General features: G+C 72.7%; 15 protein-coding genes. 14 read left to right on the top strand and 1 reads right to left on the bottom strand.

Features of this window, described 5'->3' with window-relative positions:
* Positions 1-16: 16 nt before the first annotated feature.
* The gene (fdhD, locus tag CG719_RS01805) at positions 17-865 is read right to left on the bottom strand and encodes a formate dehydrogenase accessory sulfurtransferase FdhD (protein WP_100566648.1); all 849 of its coding nucleotides are present in this window, start codon (positions 863-865) and stop codon (positions 17-19) included.
* Positions 866-1,086: 221 nt separating this feature from the next.
* On the opposite strand from fdhD, the gene CG719_RS01810 reads away from it, so the two are divergent.
* The 14 genes from CG719_RS01810 (at position 1,087) to CG719_RS01875 (ending at position 20,069) form a co-directional block, all read left to right on the top strand.
* The gene (locus CG719_RS01810; RefSeq protein WP_100566649.1) at positions 1,087-2,034 is read left to right on the top strand and encodes a beta-ketoacyl-ACP synthase III; all 948 of its coding nucleotides are present in this window, start codon (positions 1,087-1,089) and stop codon (positions 2,032-2,034) included.
* A gap of 353 nt (positions 2,035-2,387) precedes the next feature.
* Positions 2,388-3,140, top strand: a complete 753-nt coding sequence (locus CG719_RS01815; protein ID WP_100566650.1) for an SDR family NAD(P)-dependent oxidoreductase — start codon at positions 2,388-2,390, stop codon at positions 3,138-3,140.
* Between the two features lie 196 nt (positions 3,141-3,336).
* Positions 3,337-4,518: an ROK family transcriptional regulator gene (locus CG719_RS01820; protein ID WP_100566651.1), complete on the top strand. Its 1,182-nt coding sequence runs from the start codon at positions 3,337-3,339 to the stop codon at positions 4,516-4,518.
* A gap of 173 nt (positions 4,519-4,691) precedes the next feature.
* On the top strand, positions 4,692-6,248 hold the full coding sequence (locus CG719_RS01825) for a sugar ABC transporter ATP-binding protein (RefSeq protein WP_100566652.1): 1,557 nt from the start codon (positions 4,692-4,694) through the stop codon (positions 6,246-6,248).
* Positions 6,245-7,291 (top strand): ABC transporter permease, encoded by a 1,047-nt coding sequence (locus tag CG719_RS01830; RefSeq protein WP_100566653.1) that lies wholly within the window; start codon positions 6,245-6,247, stop codon positions 7,289-7,291. The genes CG719_RS01825 and CG719_RS01830 overlap by 4 nt, the downstream gene beginning before the upstream one ends.
* 50 nt (positions 7,292-7,341) lie before the next feature.
* Complete coding sequence (locus CG719_RS01835) at positions 7,342-8,382, top strand: substrate-binding domain-containing protein (RefSeq protein WP_100566654.1); 1,041 nt, start codon at positions 7,342-7,344, stop codon at positions 8,380-8,382.
* A gap of 79 nt (positions 8,383-8,461) precedes the next feature.
* Positions 8,462-9,682 (top strand): Gfo/Idh/MocA family protein, encoded by a 1,221-nt coding sequence (locus CG719_RS01840; RefSeq protein WP_100566655.1) that lies wholly within the window; start codon positions 8,462-8,464, stop codon positions 9,680-9,682.
* A 12-nt stretch (positions 9,683-9,694) separates the two neighbouring features.
* Complete coding sequence (locus tag CG719_RS01845) at positions 9,695-10,696, top strand: sugar phosphate isomerase/epimerase family protein (RefSeq protein WP_100566656.1); 1,002 nt, start codon at positions 9,695-9,697, stop codon at positions 10,694-10,696.
* Between the two features lie 331 nt (positions 10,697-11,027).
* On the top strand, positions 11,028-14,180 hold the full coding sequence (locus CG719_RS01850; RefSeq protein WP_100566657.1) for a ThuA domain-containing protein: 3,153 nt from the start codon (positions 11,028-11,030) through the stop codon (positions 14,178-14,180).
* Between the two features lie 1,108 nt (positions 14,181-15,288).
* Positions 15,289-16,413, top strand: a complete 1,125-nt coding sequence (locus CG719_RS01855) for an inositol-3-phosphate synthase (RefSeq protein ID WP_100566658.1) — start codon at positions 15,289-15,291, stop codon at positions 16,411-16,413.
* The gene (locus tag CG719_RS01860; RefSeq protein WP_100566659.1) at positions 16,413-17,594 is read left to right on the top strand and encodes an SCO3242 family prenyltransferase; all 1,182 of its coding nucleotides are present in this window, start codon (positions 16,413-16,415) and stop codon (positions 17,592-17,594) included. Before CG719_RS01855 ends, CG719_RS01860 begins: the two co-directional genes overlap by 1 nt.
* Positions 17,591-18,514: a sugar phosphate isomerase/epimerase family protein gene (locus CG719_RS01865; protein ID WP_100566660.1), complete on the top strand. Its 924-nt coding sequence runs from the start codon at positions 17,591-17,593 to the stop codon at positions 18,512-18,514. Before CG719_RS01860 ends, CG719_RS01865 begins: the two co-directional genes overlap by 4 nt.
* Positions 18,511-19,221: an EboA domain-containing protein gene (locus tag CG719_RS01870; protein ID WP_199836462.1), complete on the top strand. Its 711-nt coding sequence runs from the start codon at positions 18,511-18,513 to the stop codon at positions 19,219-19,221. Before CG719_RS01865 ends, CG719_RS01870 begins: the two co-directional genes overlap by 4 nt.
* Positions 19,221-20,069 carry a TatD family hydrolase gene (locus CG719_RS01875; RefSeq protein ID WP_100566661.1) on the top strand — a complete coding sequence of 283 codons (849 nt, stop codon included), beginning with the start codon at positions 19,221-19,223 and terminating at the stop codon, positions 20,067-20,069. Before CG719_RS01870 ends, CG719_RS01875 begins: the two co-directional genes overlap by 1 nt.
* Positions 20,070-20,072: the final 3 nt, after the last annotated feature.

The raw sequence follows: 20,072 nt of genomic DNA on the forward strand, positions 1-20,072 counted from the left end.
GACGGCCCCGCGCGGGTCAGCCGTGGGTGGCCGTCTCCCGCAGGGTGATCCGCTTCTCGCCCGCGTACACGTTCATGGAGCTGCCCCGCAGGAAGCCGACCAGCGTCAGTCCCGTCTCCGCGGCCAGGTCCACCGCGAGGGACGACGGCGCGGAGACGGCCGCCAGAACGGGGATGCCCGCCATGACGGCCTTCTGCGCCAGTTCGAAGGACGCGCGGCCGGAGACCAGCAGGATGCTGCGGGACAGCGGCAGGCCGCCCTGTTGCAGGGCGCGGCCGACCAGCTTGTCGACCGCGTTGTGCCGGCCCACGTCCTCCCGTATGTCCAGCAGCTCGCCGTCCTCGTCGAACAGGGCCGCCGCGTGCAGCCCCCCGGTGCGGTCGAAGACGCGCTGGGCCGCCCGCAGCCGGTCGGGCAGGGTCGCCAGCAGTTCGGGCCCGACCCGCAGCGGGGGCGCGTCGGAGATCGGCCAGCGGGCCGTCGTACGGACCGCGTCCAGGCTCGCCTTGCCGCACAGGCCGCACGACGAGGTCGTGTACACATTGCGTTCGAGGGTGATGTCGGGCAGGACGACGTCCGGCGCGGTCCGCACATCCACCACGTTGTAGGTGTTCGAGCCGTCCACCGTCGCGCCCGCGCAGTACACGATGTTCAGCAGGTCGGACGCGGCGCCCAGCACGCCCTCGCTGACCAGGAAACCGGCCGCCAGCGCGAAGTCGTCACCCGGTGTGCGCATGGTGATCGCGAGCGGCTTGCCGTTCAGCCGGATCTCCAGCGGCTCCTCGGCGACCAGTGTGTCGGGGCGGGACGAGACGGCTCCGTCCCGGATGCGGATCACCTTGCGTCGTTCCGTGACTCGTCCCATGTCCTGATCAGCCTCGGTTCTCTGCGCTCTTCGGCCGAAGCGGCCCCGACGACGTCAATTGTCCTGCACGTGCGTCGGCCCCGGGTGGTGGGGCGACCCCCGTCTGACGGAAGCCGACAAGCGGGGCCCGTCAATCCTGTGGCTTCACCTGCCGCCTTACCCGTGAGTCACTGATCAGACTGGGGAATTCCCGCTGTCCACGGTCACGAGGGGGATCACCCATGAACGGCTCACGCATCACCGCCGTCGGTCACTACCAGCCCGCCAAGGTGCTCACCAACGAGGACCTGGAGGGCATCGTGGCGACCAGCGACGAGTGGATCAGGAGCCGGGTGGGCATCCGGACCCGGCACATCGCCGGGCCCGACGAGCCGGTCGACGAGCTCGCCGCGCACGCCGCCGCCAAGGCGCTCGCGGCGGCCGGGCTCACGCCCGGCGACATCGACCTCGTGCTGGTCGCCACCTCCACGGCCACGGACCGCTCCCCGAACACCGCCGCCCGTGTCGCCGCCCGGCTCGGCGTGCCGCGGCCGGCCGCGATGGACCTCAACGTCGTGTGCGCGGGCTTCACCCACGCCCTGGCCACCGCCGACCACACCGTGCGTGCGGGCGCCGCGACCCGCGCCCTGGTCATCGGCGCCGACAAGATGTCCGACGTGACCGACTGGACCGACCGCACGACCTGCGTGCTCGTCGGTGACGGCGCCGGGGCCGCCGTGGTCGAGGCCTGCCGGCCGGGCGAGGAGCCCGGGATCGGGCCGGTGCTGTGGGGCTCGGTGCCCGAGATGGGGCACGCGGTGCGGATCGAGGGCATGCCCCCGCGGTTCGCGCAGGAGGGGCAGAGCGTCTACCGGTGGGCCACCACGCAGTTGCCGCCGCTGGCCCGGCAGGCCTGCGAGCGGGCCGGACTCACGCCCGAGCAGCTGGCCGGGGTCGTCCTGCACCAGGCCAACCTGCGCATCATCGAGCCGCTCGCCGCGAAGCTGGGAGCCGTCAACGCCGTGGTCGCCCGTGACGTCAGCGTGTCCGGCAACACCTCGGCCGCGAGCATCCCGCTGGCGCTGTCCAAGCTCATCGAGCGGGGCGAGGTGACCACCGGCGACCCGGTGCTGCTGTTCGGCTTCGGCGGCAATCTCTCCTACGCCGGACAGGTCGTGCGCTGCCCCTGACCGGCGGCCGCCGGGGCCTCGCGGACTTCGAGCGCCCCGGCCCGCCTCGGGGAAGTGGCCGCCCGGTCCGGCGAGGCGCTCAGCGGACTGGTGAACGCTGAGGGGGCCGACTGCTTCACGGAGCCATGTCGGAGGGCATGGAAGAGCGGGCAGCGCATGTCGTGACCGCCTGGGCCGCACAACGAGCCCCAGACTTGTGGCGGGCATCGGATTCGCCGATGACCGGGACGCAATCCCAGAAATGGCGGGGCGCTTTTGGACTCCCGTCACCTCACGAACGAGGTAACGGGACGACGGGCGCGGTGCACCCGCACGCCGTCGGGCCCTGCTTTCCGATACGAAGGACGGCCCTCATGACTTCTGTGGACATGGCCGGGCGCGTGGCCCTGGTGACCGGAGCGACCAGCGGAATCGGCGCCGCGACGGCGGCACTGCTCGCCGAGCGGGGCGCGTACGTGCTGGTCGCGGGACGCGACGCGACGCGCGGCGCGTCCGTGGTCGCCGGGATCCGGGCGCGCGGCGGCAAGGCGGACTTCCTCACCGCCGAACTGCGGGATGCGCAGTCGGCGAGGCAGCTGGCCCGTGAGGCCACCGGGCTGGGCGGAGGCCGTGTGGACATCCTCGTCAACGGCGCGGGCATCTTCCCGTTCGGCCCCACGGCGCAGGCGTCGCCCGGCGACGTGGACGGCGTCTACGACCTGAACGTGAAGGCGCCGTTCTACCTGGTGGCGGAACTCGCGCCGGCGATGGCCGAGCGCGGGCACGGCGCCGTCGTCAACGTCAGCACCATGGTCGCCGAGTACGGCGTCGCGGGGATGGCGCTGTACGGGTCCAGCAAGGCGGCGCTGAATCTGCTGACCAAGGCGTGGGCCGCCGAGTTCGGACCGCAGGGCGTGCGGGTCAACGCGGTCGAGCCCGGGCCGACCCGTACGGAGGGCACGGCCGACATGGGCGAGGACCTCGACGCCCTGGCCGCGCAGGCCCCCGCGGGACGGCCTGCCGCCCCGAGGGAGATCGCCGAGGCCATCGCCTATCTGGCCAGTGACGCGGCCGGCTTCGTGCAGGGCGCGATCCTGCCTGTCGACGGCGGCCGTACGGCTGTCTGACGTTCGTCGGCATCGGACGCCCTCGCTCGGCGTTCCCGACTTTGTCCTGTCGGTGGGAAAAGTTGGTGGCAATCCATGCGCAACTTCTTCCCAGTTCCGGCAGTCGCTGCTACGTTCCTCTCTCAAGCAGGCGGCCAGGTGGCCGGAATTACCCTGTGCGCAGGCCGAATTGAGGCGGGAGGGGCACGTGAGACGTATGACGGCACGACCCGCCAACACCCATCAGGCCCGGCTGCTCAAGCTGTTGCGCGACGGGGGACCCAGCTCCCGGGCCCAACTCGGCGACAGCGTCGAGCTGTCCCGGTCGAAGCTGGCCGTGGAGGTGGACCGGCTCCTGGAGACGGGACTGGTCGTCGCCGACGGACTCGCCGCCTCGCGCGGCGGCCGCCGTTCCCACAACGTCCGCCTCGCCCCCGAACTGCGCTTCCTGGGCGTCGACATCGGCGCGACCTCGGTCGACGTCGCGGTCACCAACGCGGAACTGGAAGTGCTCGGACACCTCAACCAGCCGCTGGACGTGCGCGAGGGACCCGTCGCGGTCTTCGAGCAGGTCCTCGCCATGGCCGCGAAGTTGCGGGCCTCGGGGCTCGCGGAGGGCTACGACGGCGCCGGCATCGGCGTCCCCGGTCCCGTCCGCTTCCCCCAGGGCGTCCCCGTGGCACCCCCGATCATGCCGGGCTGGGACGGCTTCCCCGTACGGGAGGCGCTCAGCCAGGAACTCGGCTGCCCGGTCATGGTCGACAACGACGTGAACCTCATGGCGATGGGGGAGCAGCACGCGGGCGTCGCCCGCTCCGTGGGCGACTTCCTCTGCGTCAAGATCGGCACCGGCATCGGCTGCGGCATCGTCGTCGGCGGCGAGGTCCACCGCGGTACGACCGGCAGCGCGGGCGACATCGGGCACATCCAGGCCGTGCCCGGCGGACGCCCGTGCGTCTGTGGCAACCAGGGCTGCCTGGAGGCCCACTTCAGCGGCGCCGCCCTGGCCCGTGACGCGCTGGAGGCGGCCCAGCAGGGCCTGTCGGCCGAACTCGCGACCCGGCTGGAGGCGAACGGCGCCCTCACCGGCGTCGACGTGGCCGCCGCGGCCGCCGCGGGCGACGCCACCTCCCTCGGCCTGATCCGGGAGGGCGGCACCCGCACCGGCCAGGTCATCGCCGGACTCGTCTCCTTCTTCAACCCCGGCCTCGTGGTGATCGGCGGCGGGGTCACCGGCCTCGGCCACACCCTGCTCGCCGCGATCCGCACCCAGGTCTACCGCCAGTCGCTGCCCCTGGCGACCGGCAACCTGCCCATCGTCCTGGGCGAGTTGGGGCCCGCCGCCGGAGTCATCGGCGCGGCCCGGCTCATCAGCGACCACCTGTTCTCGCCGGCCTGACCGGCGCGCACCACCTGGCACCACCTCGCACCACCGGTACGCCCCGCACCACCCGCACACAGCACGACACCACCACCGGTACGTCCCGAGTACACCAGCCCGCCCCGCGTACACCAGCCACGCGTACGTCAGCCCTGCCCTGAGACCGGCCGTATCCGCCGAGGGGAACCACCATGGCTCCAGAACCACCCCTGCTCAGCATGTCCGGCATCACCAAGTCGTTCCCCGGAGTCCGCGCCCTGGACGGAGTCGACCTGGAGGTACAGGCCGGAGAGGTGCACTGCCTGCTCGGCCAGAACGGCGCCGGGAAGTCCACCCTCATCAAGGTCCTCGCCGGGGCCCACCAGCCCGACGACGGGGCGATCGTCTGGCGGGGCGAGCCCACCACCCTGAAGTCCCCGATCGCCGCCATGCGCCTGGGCATCGCCACCATCTACCAGGAACTCGACCTGGTGGGTCACCTGTCCGTCGCCGAGAACGTCTTCCTCGGCCACGAACCCACCACCGCCGGATTCGTCGTCCGCGGCCGCGAGGCCCGCTCCGCCACCACCGTCCTCCTCAAGCGGCTCGGCCACCCCGAGATCGACCCGGGCCGGTTTGTCGGCGACCTCTCCGCCGCCCAGCAGCAGGTCGTCTCCATGGCCCGGGCCCTCTCTCACGACGTCCGGCTCATCGTCATGGACGAACCGTCGGCCGCCCTCGACCCGGACGAGGTCCACAACCTCTTCCGCATCGTCGGCGACCTCACCGCGGCCGGTGTCGCCGTCGTCTACATCTCCCACCGCCTGGAGGAGATCCGCCGCATCGGCGACCGGGTCACCGTCCTCAAGGACGGCCGCGCCGTCGCCGGCGGACTGCCCGCCGAGTCCACCCCGACCCGCGAGATCGTCTCCCTGATGACGGGCCGCAACGTCGAGTACGTCTTCCCGCCGCGTCCGACGGCCGACACCGCGCACCTCGCGCCCGTCCTCACCGTCGAAGGGCTCGCCCGCGACGGCGAGTTCGCCCCCCTCGACCTCGAAGTGCGGCCCGGCGAGATCGTCGGCCTCGCCGGACTCGTCGGCTCCGGCCGCTCCGAGATCCTGGAGACCGTCTACGGCGCCCGCAAACCCAGCGCGGGCCGCGTCCTCGTCGACGGCACACCGTTGCGCCCCGGCAGCGTGCGCTCCGCGGTCCGCGCCGGACTCGGGCTCGCCCCCGAGGAACGCAAGGCCCAGGGCCTGCTGATGCTGGAGTCCGTCACCCGCAACGTCAGCGTCTCCACCCTGTCCCGCTTCGCCCGCGGCGGCTGGCTCGACCGGCGCGCGGAACGGAACGCCGCCCGGCAGGCCACCCGCGAACTCTCCCTGCGCCCCGACAACCCCGACACGCCGGTGCGCACCCTCTCCGGCGGCAACCAGCAGAAGGCGGTCCTCGCCCGCTGGCTGCTGCGCGGCTGCCGCGTCCTGCTCCTGGACGAACCCACCCGCGGTGTCGACGTCGGCGCCCGCGCCGAGCTGTACGCGGTGGTGCGCCGACTCGCCGACGAGGGCCTGGCGGTGCTGCTGGTCTCCAGCGAGATACCCGAGGTCCTCGGCCTCGCCGACCGCGTCCTGGTGCTCCGCGAGGGGCTCGTCGTCCACACGGCACCCGCCCGGGAGCTGGACGAACACCGCGTACTCGACCTGGCCATGGAAGGAACCCCCGTGTCCACGCAGTCCGTAACCGAGGAAGGGAGCGCGACGTCATGACGCAGCCCGCCACCCCGGCCCAGCACGGCGGACCCGACGCCGGGCCGCCGCCCGCCGCCCGCGCGGACACCCCGAAGGGCGACGCCGGTCCGCTGCGCGTCCTGTGGGCCCGCGCCGACGTGCGCACCCTGTCGCTGCTCGGTGTGCTCGCCGTCCTCGTCCTCATCGGCGGCATCACCAAACCCGACCAGTTCCTGGACACCCGCAACCTGCAGCTGGTGCTCACCCAGGCATCCATCATCGGCGTCGTCACCGTCGGGATGACCTTCGTCATCATGAGCGGCGGCATCGACCTGTCCGTCGGCGCGATCGTCGGCCTCGCCTCCGTGTGGGCCACCACCGTGGCCACCCAGGAGTACGGCTTCGTGGGCGTGCTGTTCACCGCGGTGCTCGTCGGCGTCGGGTGCGGACTCGTCAACGGCGTCCTCATCGCGTACGGCGGCATGGTCCCGTTCATCGCCACCCTCGCCATGCTCGCCTCCGCACGCGGTCTCGCCCTGCAGATCACCGGCGGCAAGACCCAGATCGTCACCATCGACGGCATCCTGAGCCTCGGCAACCGCGACTCCTACGTCCTCGGCGTGCCGCCGCTGGTCCTCGTCTTCGCCGCCGTCACCGTCATCGGCTGGCTCGTGCTGAACCGCACCACGTTCGGGCGGCGCACCGTCGCCGTCGGCGGCAACCCGGAGGCGGCCCGGCTGGCGGGCATCGACGTACGCCGCCAACGCCTCTACCTCTACCTGCTGTCCGGGCTGTGCTGCGGCATCGCGGCCTTCCTGCTGATCGTCCTGGCCGGCTCCGGCCAGAACACCAACGGCAACCTGTACGAACTCGACGCCATCGCCGCCGCGATCATCGGCGGGACCCTGCTGAGCGGCGGCCGGGGCACCATCGTCGGCTCCGTCCTCGGCGTCCTGATCTTCATCACGATCAGCAACATCTTCGCCCTGAACAACCTCCAGAGCGACGTCCAGCAGATCGCCAAGGGCGCCATCATCGTCGCCGCCGTCCTCGTCCAGCGGCGCACCGCCTCCACCACCTAGCCCAGCCGAGCCGCCCGCTCCGTACGGCCCTCACCGGAAAGGCCATCGCCATGCCCCAGACACCGAGCCGCAGAGGCCTGCTCTTCGGCGGCGCCGCCGTCGGCGCCACCGCCTTCCTCGCCGCCTGCACCAGCAACGAGCCCAAGAACGACAAGCCCGCGGCGAACGACCAGCCCGCCGCCGACGACCAGCCCGGCAAGGCGGTCACCATCGGCTTCGCCGGCCCGCAGGCCGACCACGGCTGGCTCAACGCGATCAACGAGAACGCCAAGAGCCGCGCCAAGAAGTACTCCGACGTCACCCTGGAGATCACCGAGGGCTCCAACGACACCGCCGCGCAGATCGGCCAGATCGAGACCCTCATCAACAAGAAGGTCGACGTGCTGGTGATCCTGCCCGCCGACGGCAAGGCACTCACCCAGGTCGGACTGAAGGCGATGCGTGCGGGCATCCCCGTCGTCAACCTCGACCGGGTCTTCAACTCCCCGCAGGCGTACCGCTGCTGGATCGGCGGCGACAACTACGGGATGGGCTTCAACGCCGGGCAGTACATCGGCGAGCAGCTCAAGGGCAAGGCGAACGCGAAGGTCGTCGAACTCGCCGGCCTGGACAACCTGGAGCTCACCAAGCAGCGCACCCAGGGCTTCGACGACGCGCTGAAGAACTACCCCAACATCACCAAAGTGGCGCGTCAGGCGGCCGAGTTCACCGTCGAGTCCGGCCAGTCGAAGATGTCCCAGCTCCTCCAGGCGCAGAAGCACATCGACGCCCTGTGGAACCACGACGACGACCAGGGCGTCGGCGCGCTGCGCGCCATCGAGCAGGCCGGCCGCGACGAGTTCTTCATGGTCGGCGGCGCCGGCGCGCTCTCCGCGTTCGAACAGATCAAGCAGGACAAGGGCGTCCTGAAGGCCACCGTGCTGTATCCGCCCACGATGGCCGCGTCCGCGATCGACCTGGCCCGCGCGCTGGGCCAGGGCAAGGGCGTGTCCGGCATGGCGGAGTTCGAGATCCCGGCGTCCATCACCCTGTACTCCGCCGTGGTCGACAAGACCAACGTGGACCAGTACATGCCCACCGGCTTCAAGTGATGGACGCGGCCAACCCCCCACCTCGCAATCACGGCGTCGGGAACGCCGCTGCGAACGTTGACGAGAAGGAGTTATCGGTATGGGCCTGAAGGGACAGTCGGAGCAGGCCGAGAGCGAGCCCGCGGCCGGGAAGCCTCCGCTGCGTGTCGGCATGGTCGGCTACGCCTTCATGGGCGCCGCCCACTCCCAGGGCTGGCGCACCGTGGGCCGCGTCTTCGACCTGCCGCACCGGCCCGTACTGGCCGTCGTCGCCGGGCGTGACGGGGCGGCCGTGCGAGGCGCGGCCGCCCGGCTCGGCTGGGCCGACACCGAGACCGACTGGCGCGCTCTGATCGCCCGCGACGACGTCGACCTCATCGACATCTGCACGCCGGGCGACAGCCATGCGGAGATCGCCGTGGCCGCCCTGGAGGCGGGCAAGCACGTGCTGTGCGAGAAACCCCTCGCCAACTCGGTCGAGGAGGCGCGGGCGATGACCGAGGCGGCCGAGCGGGCGCGGGCCCGCGGCCAGGTCGCCATGGTCGGCTTCAACTACCGGCGGCTGCCCGCGACCGCCCTGGCCCGCCGCATGGTCGCCGAGGGCCGCCTCGGCACCCTGCGGCACGTACGCGTCAGTTACCTCCAGGACTGGCTCGTCGACCCCGAGTTCCCGCTGACCTGGCGGCTGCGCAAGGACGCGGCGGGCTCCGGCGCCCTCGGCGACCTGGGCGCCCACATCGTCGACCTCGCCCAGTACCTCGTGGGCGAGGCGATCACCGGGGTGTCCGCGGTCACCGAGACGTTCGTCCGGCAGCGCCCGCTGCCGGCCGGGGCGGCGGCCGGGCTCAGCGGCGTCGGCGGCAGCGGCCTGGGGGAGGTCACCGTCGACGACGCGGCCCTGTTCACCGCCCGGTTCGGCTCGGGCGCGCTCGCCTCCTTCGAGGCGACCCGGTTCGCCTCCGGCCGCAAGAACGCGCTGCGCATCGAGCTCAACGGGTCCCACGGCTCGCTCGCGTTCGACCTGGAACGGCTCAACGAGCTCTCGTACCACGACCACACCGAACCCGGGGTGAGCGCCGGCTTCCGGCGGATCCTCGTCACCGAACCCGACCACCCCTACCTCGCGGCCTGGTGGCCGCCGGGCCACGGCCTCGGCTACGAGCACAGCTTCGTCCACCAGGCCCGCGACCTGGTGCTCGCGATCGCCGCGGGCACCGCGCCCGAACCGTCCTTCGCCGACGGGCTCCAGGTCCAGCGGGTCCTGGCCGCCGTCGAGGAGAGCGCGGCGAAGTATTCCCTCTACACGCCCGTCCCGGTCTAGGGAGGCCCGGTCATGCCACGCTCGTTCACCCTGTTCACCGGCCAGTGGGCCGACCTCCCGCTGGAGGAGGTCTGCCGGCTGGCCCGGGACTTCGGCTACGACGGACTCGAACTCGCCTGCTGGGGCGACCACTTCGAGGTCGACAAGGCGCTGGCCGACCCCGCCTATCTCGACGGGCGGCGCGCGCTGCTCGACAAGTACGGCCTCAAGTGCTGGGCGATCTCCAACCACCTGGTCGGCCAGGGGGTCTGCGACCACCCGATCGACGAGCGCCACCGCGGCATCCTGCCGGCCCGCATCTGGGGCGACGGGGAGCCCGAAGGCGTACGGCAGCGGGCCGCCGCGGAGTTGAAGGACACGGCGCGGGCGGCGGCCGCGTTCGGCGTCGACACCGTCATCGGCTTCACCGGCTCCTCGATCTGGCACCTGGTCGCCATGTTCCCGCCCGTGCCGCCGGGCATGATCGAACGCGGCTACCAGGACTTCGCCGAGCGCTGGAACCCGATCCTCGACGTGTTCGACGCCGAGGGCGTCCGCTTCGCGCACGAGGTCCACCCCGGCGAGATCGCGTACGACTACTGGACCACCCGGCAGGCCCTGGACGCGGTGGACAACCGGCCCGCGTTCGGGCTGAACTTCGACCCGAGCCACTTCGTCTGGCAGGACCTCGACCCCGTCGGCTTCCTGTGGGACTTCCGGGACCGGATCTACCACGTGGACTGCAAGGAGGCCCGCAAGCGCCTCGACGGGCGCAACGGCCGCCTCGGCTCCCACCTGCCGTGGGGCGACCCCCGGCGCGGCTGGGACTTCGTCTCCGCCGGGCACGGTGACGTCCCGTGGGAGGACGTCTTCCGGATGCTGCGGTCCATCGACTACACCGGCCCCGTGTCGGTGGAGTGGGAGGACGCCGGCATGGACCGGCTCCAGGGCGCCCCCGAGGCGCTGCGGCGGCTCAAGGCGTTCGACTTCGACCCGCCGAGCGCGTCGTTCGACGCGGCCTTCGGCAGGGAGTAGCTCCGCCGGCCGGCGGGGGCGGAGAGCCGTTTCGGGCTTTGTCCGCCGGCGGCTGCGGGTCCGTTGTGGCTGGTCGCGCCCACGCGGCGGAGCCGCATGTCGGCACAACCTCGCGCCCCCTTGGGGCGCGGGGTGCGCCCCGCTGCCCCGGGCCCGCTTTGTCCTCACACTGGAAAAAGAACAACTTCTCTTCTGCGCAAGGACTACCCGACTCCGACAAAGACAGCTACGGTCCCGGAGTTGTACAGGTCCCGCACATCTCCGGGGTGACGGCGCACCCCGGCGCATCGCAACCGCCCCGTACGACCCCCACCCTCCCGGAGGGATCTTCGTGCACAGGAAACGTCCCAGATTCCGCAAGGCACTCGCTCTTCTCACCGGCTCACTCCTCGCGGGCAGCTCGCTCGCGCTCGCCGCGCCGCCGGCGAGCGCCGGCCCCGGTGCCGCCAGACCGGCCGCGGCGGCCGCCGAGGACTTCCAGCAGGTCACCCTCGCCAAGGGCGCCCCCGAGGTCGGCGAGCCGATGTCGCTGGCCGTGCTCCCGGACCGCAGCGTCCTGCACACCTCCCGCGACGGCACGCTGCGGCTGACCGACGCTCAGGGCAACACGTCCGTCGCCGGCAAGCTGGCCGTCTACGACCACGACGAGGAGGGGCTCCAGGGCATCGGGATCGACCCCGACTTCGCCGAGAACCGCTTCGTCTACCTCTACTACGCGCCGCCGCTGAACACCCCGCCCGGCGACGCCCCCGAGAACGGCACCGCCGCCGACTTCGCCCCCTTCGACGGCGTCAACCGGCTCTCCCGTTTCGTGCTGAAGCAGGACGGCACGCTGGACGTGTCCAGCGAGAAGAACGTCCTCGAGGTCAAGACGTCCCGTGGCATGTGCTGCCACGTCGGCGGTGACATCGACTTCGACAAGGACGGCAACCTCTACCTGTCGACCGGCGACGACTCCAACCCCTTCTCGTCCGACGGCTACACGCCCATCGACGAGCGGTCGACCCGGAACCCGGCGTTCGACGCCCAGCGCACCTCGGGCAACACCAACGACCTGCGGGGCAAGATCCTGCGGATCAAGGTCAAGCCGGACGGCTCCTACGACATCCCCGAGGGCAACCTCTTCGCCCCGGGCACCGCGAAGACCCGTCCCGAGATCTACGCGATGGGCTTCCGCAACCCGTTCCGGTTCAGCATCGACAAGCCCACCGGCGCCATCTACATAGGCGAGTACGGGCCGGACGCCGGCGCCGCGAACCCCAACCGCGGTCCCTCCGGGATGGTCGAGTTCAACCGCGTGACCAAGCCCGGCAACTACGGCTGGCCCTACTGCGTCGGCAAGAACGAGGCGTACATCAAGTACGACTTCGCCACCAAGCAGTCCGGTGCGGCCTTCGACTGCTCGGCGCCGAAGAACACCTCCCCGAACAACACCGGCCTGGTCGACCTCCCGCCGGCCCAGCCGGCCTGGATCGACTACGACGGCGGCTCCATACCCGAGTTCGGCAACGGCTCCGAGTCCCCGATGGGCGGCCCGGTCTACCGCTACGACCCCGACCTGAACTCGCCCGCCAAGTTCCCCGAGGCCTACGACGGGGACTTCTTCGCCGGTGAGTTCGGCCGCCAGTGGATCAAGCGGATCGAGCAGGACGACGACGGCACCGTCAAGTCCATCAACCCCTTCCCCTGGTCCGGCACCCAGGTGATGGACATGGCCTTCGGCCCGGACGGCGCCCTCTACGTCCTGGACTACGGACTGTCCTGGTTCGGCGGCGACGAGAACTCCGCGCTGTACCGCATCGAGAACGTCACCAACGGCCACGCGCCGACCGTGACCGCCACGTCGGACAGGACGTCGGGCAAGGCGCCCCTGAAGGTGTCCTTCTCCGCGACCGGCAAGGACGCCGACGGCGACGCGCTCACCTACGGCTGGGACTTCGGTGACGGCACCACCGGCACCGGTCAGTCGCCCCAGCACACGTACCGCACCAACGGCACGTACACGGCCACCGTCACGGTGACGGACCCGACGGGCTACACCGCGACCGCCAACGTCCATGTGGTCGTCGGCAACACCGCGCCCACGGTGACCTTCCAGACGCCGGCCGACGGCACGCTGTTCCAGTTCGGTGACACCATCCCGTTCAAGGTGAAGGTCACCGACCCCGAGGACAAGAAGATCGACTGCTCCAAGGTCACCATCCGCTACATCCTCGGCCACGACAACCACGGCCACCCGATCACCTCGGCCACCGGCTGCGAGGGCACCATCACCGCGCCGGCCGACACCGAGCACGACCCCAACGCCAACATCTTCGGCGTCCTCGACGCCGAGTACACCGACAACGGCGGCGGCGGCCAAGAGGCGCTGACCACCCACGCCCAGGTCGTGCTCCAGCCCCGCCACCGGCAGGCCGAGCACTTCAGCGACCAGAGCGGCATCCGCACCTACGACAAGACCGAGGCGCACGGCGGCAGGACCGTCGGCGACATCGACAACGGTGACTGGATCTCGTTCAAGCCGTACAACCTGAGCGGCGCCCAGACGCTCACCGCGCGGGTGTCCTCCGGCGGCGCCGGCGGGTACCTGGAGGTCCGCACCGGAGGTCCCAACGGCACCCTGCACGGCTCCGGGGTCGTCCCGGTGACCGGCGGCTGGGAGACCTTCCAGGACATCGACATCCCGCTCAGCAAGCTGCCGAAGAAGACCACCGAGCTGTACCTGGTCTTCAAGGGCGGTGACGGAGCGCTCTTCGACGTCGACGACTTCATGATCTCCGACAAGAAGCCCGCGAAGAACGACAAGCGCGTCCTGGTCTTCTCCAAGACGGCCGGCTTCCGGCACGACTCCATCGAGACCGGCGTGCGGGCCCTGAAGGACCTCGGCGGGCAGAGCGGCATCACCGTCGACTCCACGGAGGAGGCACAGCAGTTCACCACCGCCAACCTCGCCCGCTACGACGCCGTCGTCTTCCTCTCCACCACCGGCACCGTGCTGAACGCCGACCAGAAGAAGGCGTTCGAGAAGTACATCGCCGGCGGCGGCGGTTACATGGGCATCCACGCGGCCGCCGACACCGAGTACGAGTGGCCGTTCTACGGCGGCCTGGTCGGCGCGTACTTCGACTCGCACCCGCAGATCCAGCAGGCCACGGTCCGGGTGCCCCAGCACGACCACCCGGCCACCAAGGGCCTCGACGACGCGTGGGACCGCACGGACGAGTGGTACAACTACCGCTCCAACCCGCGTGACCACGCCCGGGTGCTGGCCACCCTGGACGAGAGCACGTACCAGGGCGGAACGATGAACGGCGACCACCCGATCGCCTGGTGCCAGGCCTACCAGGGCGGGCGCTCCTTCTACACCGGCCTCGGCCACACCAAGGAGTCCTACGCCGAGGACGGCTTCCGCAGTCATCTGCTCGGTGGCCTGAAGTACGTCACCGGCCAGGAGAAGGCGGACTGCAAGCCGCGCAAGGCCTGACCGCCGCCGCCCGCCGAGGGCGCCCGAATCGGCGGCGGGCGAGAGACGCCGGACTCCCGCCCGCCGCCCCCACCCACCGGCCGGGACCCGCAGGCCCCTCGACGGGGGCCTGCGGCCCCCGCCACCCGGCACCTGGCTCGACCCGGCACCTGGCTCGACCCGGGGCTTGGCTCGGCCCGGCGACCCGGTCCAGACCGAGGCCGGTCCAGAGTCCAGGCCCAGGCCCGGTCTGGGCCCGGGCCCCGCCCGACCAAGGACCGGCGACCCGGTCCAGGCCGAGGGTCGGCGACCCGGTCCAGGCCGAGTCCCGGTCCAGGCCGAGTTCCGGTCCAGGCCGAGTTCCGGTCCAGGCCAAGGCCCGGTCCAGGCCAAGGCCCGGTCTGGGCCCAGGCCCCGCCCGACCAAGGACCGGCGACCCGGTCCAGGCCGAGTCCCGGTCCAGGCCGAGTCCCGGTCCAGGCCGAGTCCCGGCCCAGGCCGGGTCCTGGCTCCGGCCAAGGCCCGGTCCAGGCCAAGGCCCGGTCCAGGCCAAGGCCCGGTCCCAGCCGGGGCCGGACTGGACGGGGACGTGGTGTTGGATCGCGATTCCGGTCTCGGTTCCGGACCGGGGCCGGGTGCTCGATCCGGGCCAGGCTTGCCTCGGCCCCGGCCGGGAGCCGGTTCCTGGGTCCGGTCCCGAGCTTGGTCTCGGCTTGGGCCGAGGCCGCGACCGGCTGGGGATCCGGGCCTGGTCCGGCAGGTCCGGGTTCCGGGTTCCGGGTTCCGGTCTTTGGCCCGGCCCGCGCCGGGGCCTTGCCCGGCCGGAAATCCGGGGCCGGCATCCGATCCCGGTCTCGGACCTCGGCCCGGGCTCCAGTTCCGCTGCTGGTTCCGGGGCCCAGGCCCGGTCCGGCCTTGGCCCGGTCCGGCCCAGGCCCGGTCCGGCCCCCAGGCCCGGTCCGGCCTCGGGCTCGGTCCGGGGCCGGCTTCCGGGACCGGCGCGATCTGGTTCCAGAGGCCGGTTCTGGTTCCGGTTCGAGCCCGGTGCCAGGCGTCGGTGGCTTTTGGAGGCCGCCTGCGCTCGATCACTCGTCCGGCATCCGGTTCGCGTACGACAAGGAGGCTGCCCATGTCCGCCGAACCTTCCGTTTCCCCCTCCCGCACCGGCGTCTGGCTGATCGGTGCGCGGGGCTCCGTCGCCACCACCGCCATCACCGGCTGCGCCGCCGTCTCCGCCGGGCTGCATCCCACCGCCGGCCTCGTCACCGAGACGGAGCCCTTCGCCGCGAGCGGCCTGCCCGCCCTGTCCTCCCTCGTCTTCGGCGGGCACGACACCATGGACTGCCCGCTGCCCAAACGCGCCGAGACCCTCGCCGCCGGCGGCGTCCTGCCGCACGGTCTGCCCTCGGCCGTCCACAGTGAACTGGCCGCCGCGGACGGCGAGATCAGACCCGGCGGCCCGCTCCCCGGAGACACCCGGAGCGAGGACGCCCTCATCGACGCCCTCGCCGCCGACATCCGCGACTTCACCCGCCGAGGCGCCCTCGCCCGCACCGTCGTCGTCAACGTCGCCTCCACCGAACCCGCCCCCGACGGCACCGCCCTGCCCGCCAGCTCGCTGTACGCGGCGGCCGCCCTGCGCGCGGGCTGCCCGTACGTCAACTTCACGCCGTCGACCGGGCTGCACCACCCCGCGCTCGCCGCCGAGGCCCGTGCCTCCGCCCTGCCCTACGCGGGCCGCGACGGCAAGACCGGGCAGACCCTGCTGCGGTCCGTGCTCGGCCCGATGTTCGCGCAGCGCGCGCTGCGCGTGCTGGCCTGGTCCGGAACGAACCTCCTCGGCGGCGGCGACGGCGCCGCCCTCGCCGACCCCGCCGCCGCCGCGGCCAAGAACTCCGGCAAGGAACGGGTCCTCGCCGACACCCTGGGCACGGTCCCCGAGGGAGAGGTGCACATCGACGACGTGCCCGCCCTCGGCGACTGGAAGACCGCCTGGGACCACATCGCCTTCGAGGGCTTCCTCGGCTCCCGGATGACCCTCCAGACCACCTGGCAGGGATGCGACTCGGCGCTCGCCGCGCCCCTGGTCCTCGACCTGGCCCGGCTGCTGGCCCGCGCCCACGAACGCGGACTGACCGGGCCGCGCCCCGAACTCGGCTTCTACTTCAAGGATCCCGACCCGGGCGCCCCCGCCGCGCTGGGGGAGCAGTACGCCGCGCTCCTGGACTTCGGCCGACGGCTGGGGGACCAGTGATGACCCGCCACGGTCTGGTGGCCATCGCCCTGGCGGTGACCGTCGCCGCCGTCGTCGGAGCGCGCGGGTCCTCGGCCCGTGGCCGCCCGCGCCCCCGGCAGGCGGCCGACCCGTCGGAGGGACCATCGCGGCCTGTGCGGGCGGACGACGATCCCGTCGTGTCCGACGACCCGGCAGCCACCCCCACAGCCCGCCGTCCCGCCGCGGACTCCGTCCCCGCACCCACCCGCACCCCGCACCCATCCCAGCGCCCCGCCCTCGGCACCCCCGCCGACTGGGTCGAACTGCTGCGGCTGCCCGCCCTGTTCACCGTCCCCGGTGACGCCCTCGCCGGGGCCGCGGCGGCGGGGCGCGCCCCCGGGGCCCGTACGCTCCTCGCCGTCGGTTCGTCCCTGTGCCTCTACCAGGCGGGCATGGCGCTCAACGACTGGGCGGACCGCGCCGAGGACGCCGCCGAGCGCCCGCACCGGCCGCTCCCCTCCGGGCGGATCGCCCCCGGAGCCGCGCTCGTCGCGGCCGGCGCGCTCACCGCCCTGGGCCTCGCGCTCGCCGCCCGCGCAGGCCGGCCCGCGCTCACCGTCGCCGTACCGCTCGCCGCCACGGTCTGGGCGTACGACCTCGGACTGAAGCGGAACTGGGCGGGGCCGCCGGCGATGGCGGCGGCCCGGAGCCTCGACCTCGTACTCGGTGCCGCAGCGAGCGGCGGCCGGGTCCGCGACGCCGTACCGTCCGCCGCCGCCCTCGGCGTCCACACCCTGGCCGTCACGGCCGTCTCCCGCCGCGAGACCCAGGGCGGTTCCGCCGCCGTACCGCTCGCGGCCCTCGCGGTCACCTCCGGCGTCGCGTACGCACTGGTCCCGCCCGCCGTGGCCCTCCGGCCCCCGGCGGACCGAGGTGGAGCAGCCCCCCTCGGTCCGCCGGGCCTCACCCCGGCACCGGGCGGTGCGCTCCGTGCGGCCCTCGCGCTCGGCTACGCCGCCACCGTCGCCCGCCCCCTCGCCCACGCCGTCCTCAACCCCTCCCCGCCGCTCACCCAGCGGGCCGTCGGCGGCGGCATCCGCGCCATGATCCCGCTCCAGGCCGCACTGTCCGCCCGCGCGGGCGCACCGGTCACCGCCCTGTGCACGGCCGCCCTGGCCCCCCTGGCCCGAAGGTTCGCGAGGAAGGTGAGCGTCACATGAGCCACGGCCCCGCCACGGACCTCCGCTTCGGCTACGGCACCAACGGCCTCGCGGACCTGCGCCTGGACGACGCCCTCGGCCTGCTCGCCGACCTCGGCTACGACGGCGTCGGACTGACCCTCGACCACATGCACCTCGACCCGCTCGCCCCCGACCTGGCCGCCCGCACCCGCCGGGTCGCGCACCGGCTGGACACGCTCGGTCTTGGCGTGACGGTGGAGACGGGCGCCCGCTATGTGCTCGACCCGCGCCGCAAGCACGGCCCCTCCTTCCTGGACGCGGACCCGGAGGACCGCGCCCGGCGCGTCGACCTGCTGCTGCGGGCCGTACGGGTGGCCGCCGACCTCGGCGCACACGCCGTGCACTGCTTCAGCGGCATCACCCCGCCCGGCACCGACCGGGACACGGCGTGGAAACGTTTCGCTGAGTCCCTGGTCCCCGTCCTGGAGGCCGCCGGCGCCTCCGGCGTCCCCCTCGCCGTGGAGCCCGAACCCGGTCATCTCCTCGCCACCGTCGCCGACTTCCACCATCTGCGCCGCACCCTCGGCGACCCCGACAACCTGGGCCTCACCCTCGACATCGGCCACTGCCAGTGCCTCGAACCCCTCCCTCCGGCCGAGTGCGTCCGTGCCGCAGCGCCCTGGCTGCGGCACGTCCAGATCGAGGACATGCGCCGCGGCGTGCACGAACACCTCCCCTTCGGGGACGGCGACATCGACTTCCCGCCCGTGCTCGCCGCCCTGGCCGCCACCGGCTACCAGGGCCTGACCGTCGTGGAGCTGCCCCGGCACTCCCACGCCGGGCCGCACTACGCCGAGCTGTCCCTGCCGTACCTCCGCCGGGCGGCCACCGCAGCCGCACGTACGGGCGAGTGTCCGGCCCCCGAGCATCAGGTCACCCCAGAAGGGAGCACCCGATGACCCACCCGCACGACATCGGCACCGGCACCGCGGGCACCCCCACGGCCGGCACCGCCCCCCGCCCGGCCCCGGCGGACGAGTTGCGTGCCCGCACGGACGCCGGGCTCGCCCCCGCCGCACGCGCCTGGCTCGGCCAGGCGCTCGACGAGGCCGCCACCCACCGCGGCACCCACGGCCCGATCTCCGTGTGGGAGCTGCGCCTGGCCGAGGCCGGCCGCCGCTGCGGCCCCACCCACGCCGACGCCGCCCGCGTCCTCATCCTGCACGCGGCCCGCGCCGACCTGGACGCCCTCACCCGGGTCTACCGCCAGGGCACCGCCGACGAACGCCGCGCCGTCCTGCGCGCCCTGCCCCGCCTCGTGCCAGGACCCGACGCCCTCCCGCTCGTCGAGGACGCGCTGCGCACCAACGACACCCGGCTGCTCGCCGCCGCCGTCGGCCCGTACGCCGCCCGGCACCTGGCACCGCACGCATGGCGGCACGCCGTGCTGAAGTGCCTGTTCACCGGCGTGTCCGTGGACAGCGTCACCGACCTGGGCCGCCGCGCCCGCGGCGACGCCGAACTCGCCCGCATGCTCGGCGACTACGCCGCCGAACGCACCGCCGCGGGCCGCCAGGTCCCCGAGGACCTGCACCGCGTCCTGACCCTCACCGAGCCCGACACCGCGCCGCACGGCCCGGTCGACCCCCACGGCAAGGAGTCCTGATGCGCATCTTCGATCCCCACATCCACATGACGTCCAGGACCACCGACGACTACGAGGCCATGCACGCCGCCGGCGTCCGCGCCCTCGTGGAACCGGCCTTCTGGCTCGGCCAGCCCCGCACCTCGGCCGCCTCCTTCCTCGACTACTTCGACTCCCTGATCGGCTGGGAACCCTTCCGCGCCGCCCAGTACGGCATCGCCCACCACTGCACCATCGCCCTGAACCCCAAGGAGGCCAACGACCCGCGCTGCCTGCCCGTCCTCGACGAACTGCCCCGCTACCTCGTCAAGGACCAGGTCGTCGCCGTGGGCGAGATCGGCTACGACTCGATGACGCCCGAGGAGGACACCGCCCTCACCACGCAGTTGCAACTCGCCGCCGACCACGGGCTGCCCGCCCTCGTCCACACCCCGCACCGCGACAAGCTCGCCGGGCTGCGCCGCACCCTGGACGTCGTACGGGAGTCGGCGCTGCCCATGGACCGCGTCCTGGTCGACCACCTCAACGAGACCACCGTCAAGGAGGCCAAGGACAGCGGCTGCTGGCTCGGCTTCTCCGTCTACCCCGACACCAAGATGGACGAGGAGCGGATGGTCGCGATCCTGCGCGCCCACGGCCCCGAACGGGTTCTCGTCAACTCCGCCGCCGACTGGGGCAGAAGCGACCCCCTCAAGACCCGCAAGGTGGGCGACCTGATGCTCACCGAGGGCTTCACCGAGGACGAGGTGGACCGCGTACTGTGGCGCAACCCCGTCGAGTTCTACGGCCTCAGCGGCCGGCTGAGCCTCGACGTCGCCGCGCCCGGCGCCACCCACGAGGGCAACAGCATCCTGCGCGGCGGGGAGTGAGCG

The sequence above is a fragment of the Streptomyces sp. CB01373 genome (assembly GCF_002803075.1).
GTDB lineage: Bacteria > Actinomycetota > Actinomycetes > Streptomycetales > Streptomycetaceae > Streptomyces.

Bases quoted from the DNA above. Each gene is read 5' to 3' on its own strand.
- CG719_RS01875 (WP_100566661.1), top strand. From the start codon at position 19,221: ATGCGCATCTTCGATCCCCACATCCACATGACGTCCAGGACCACCGAC.
- CG719_RS01810 (WP_100566649.1), top strand. From the start codon at position 1,087: ATGAACGGCTCACGCATCACCGCCGTCGGTCACTACCAGCCCGCCAAG.
- CG719_RS01820 (WP_100566651.1), top strand. From the start codon at position 3,337: ATGACGGCACGACCCGCCAACACCCATCAGGCCCGGCTGCTCAAGCTG.
- CG719_RS01870 (WP_199836462.1), top strand. From the start codon at position 18,511: ATGACCCACCCGCACGACATCGGCACCGGCACCGCGGGCACCCCCACG.
- CG719_RS01845 (WP_100566656.1), top strand. From the start codon at position 9,695: ATGCCACGCTCGTTCACCCTGTTCACCGGCCAGTGGGCCGACCTCCCG.
- CG719_RS01815 (WP_100566650.1), top strand. From the start codon at position 2,388: ATGACTTCTGTGGACATGGCCGGGCGCGTGGCCCTGGTGACCGGAGCG.
- CG719_RS01835 (WP_100566654.1), top strand. From the start codon at position 7,342: ATGCCCCAGACACCGAGCCGCAGAGGCCTGCTCTTCGGCGGCGCCGCC.
- CG719_RS01830 (WP_100566653.1), top strand. From the start codon at position 6,245: ATGACGCAGCCCGCCACCCCGGCCCAGCACGGCGGACCCGACGCCGGG.
- CG719_RS01865 (WP_100566660.1), top strand. From the start codon at position 17,591: ATGAGCCACGGCCCCGCCACGGACCTCCGCTTCGGCTACGGCACCAAC.
- CG719_RS01825 (WP_100566652.1), top strand. From the start codon at position 4,692: ATGGCTCCAGAACCACCCCTGCTCAGCATGTCCGGCATCACCAAGTCG.
- CG719_RS01860 (WP_100566659.1), top strand. From the start codon at position 16,413: ATGACCCGCCACGGTCTGGTGGCCATCGCCCTGGCGGTGACCGTCGCC.
- fdhD (WP_100566648.1), bottom strand. From the start codon at position 865: ATGGGACGAGTCACGGAACGACGCAAGGTGATCCGCATCCGGGACGGA.
- CG719_RS01855 (WP_100566658.1), top strand. From the start codon at position 15,289: ATGTCCGCCGAACCTTCCGTTTCCCCCTCCCGCACCGGCGTCTGGCTG.
- CG719_RS01840 (WP_100566655.1), top strand. From the start codon at position 8,462: ATGGGCCTGAAGGGACAGTCGGAGCAGGCCGAGAGCGAGCCCGCGGCC.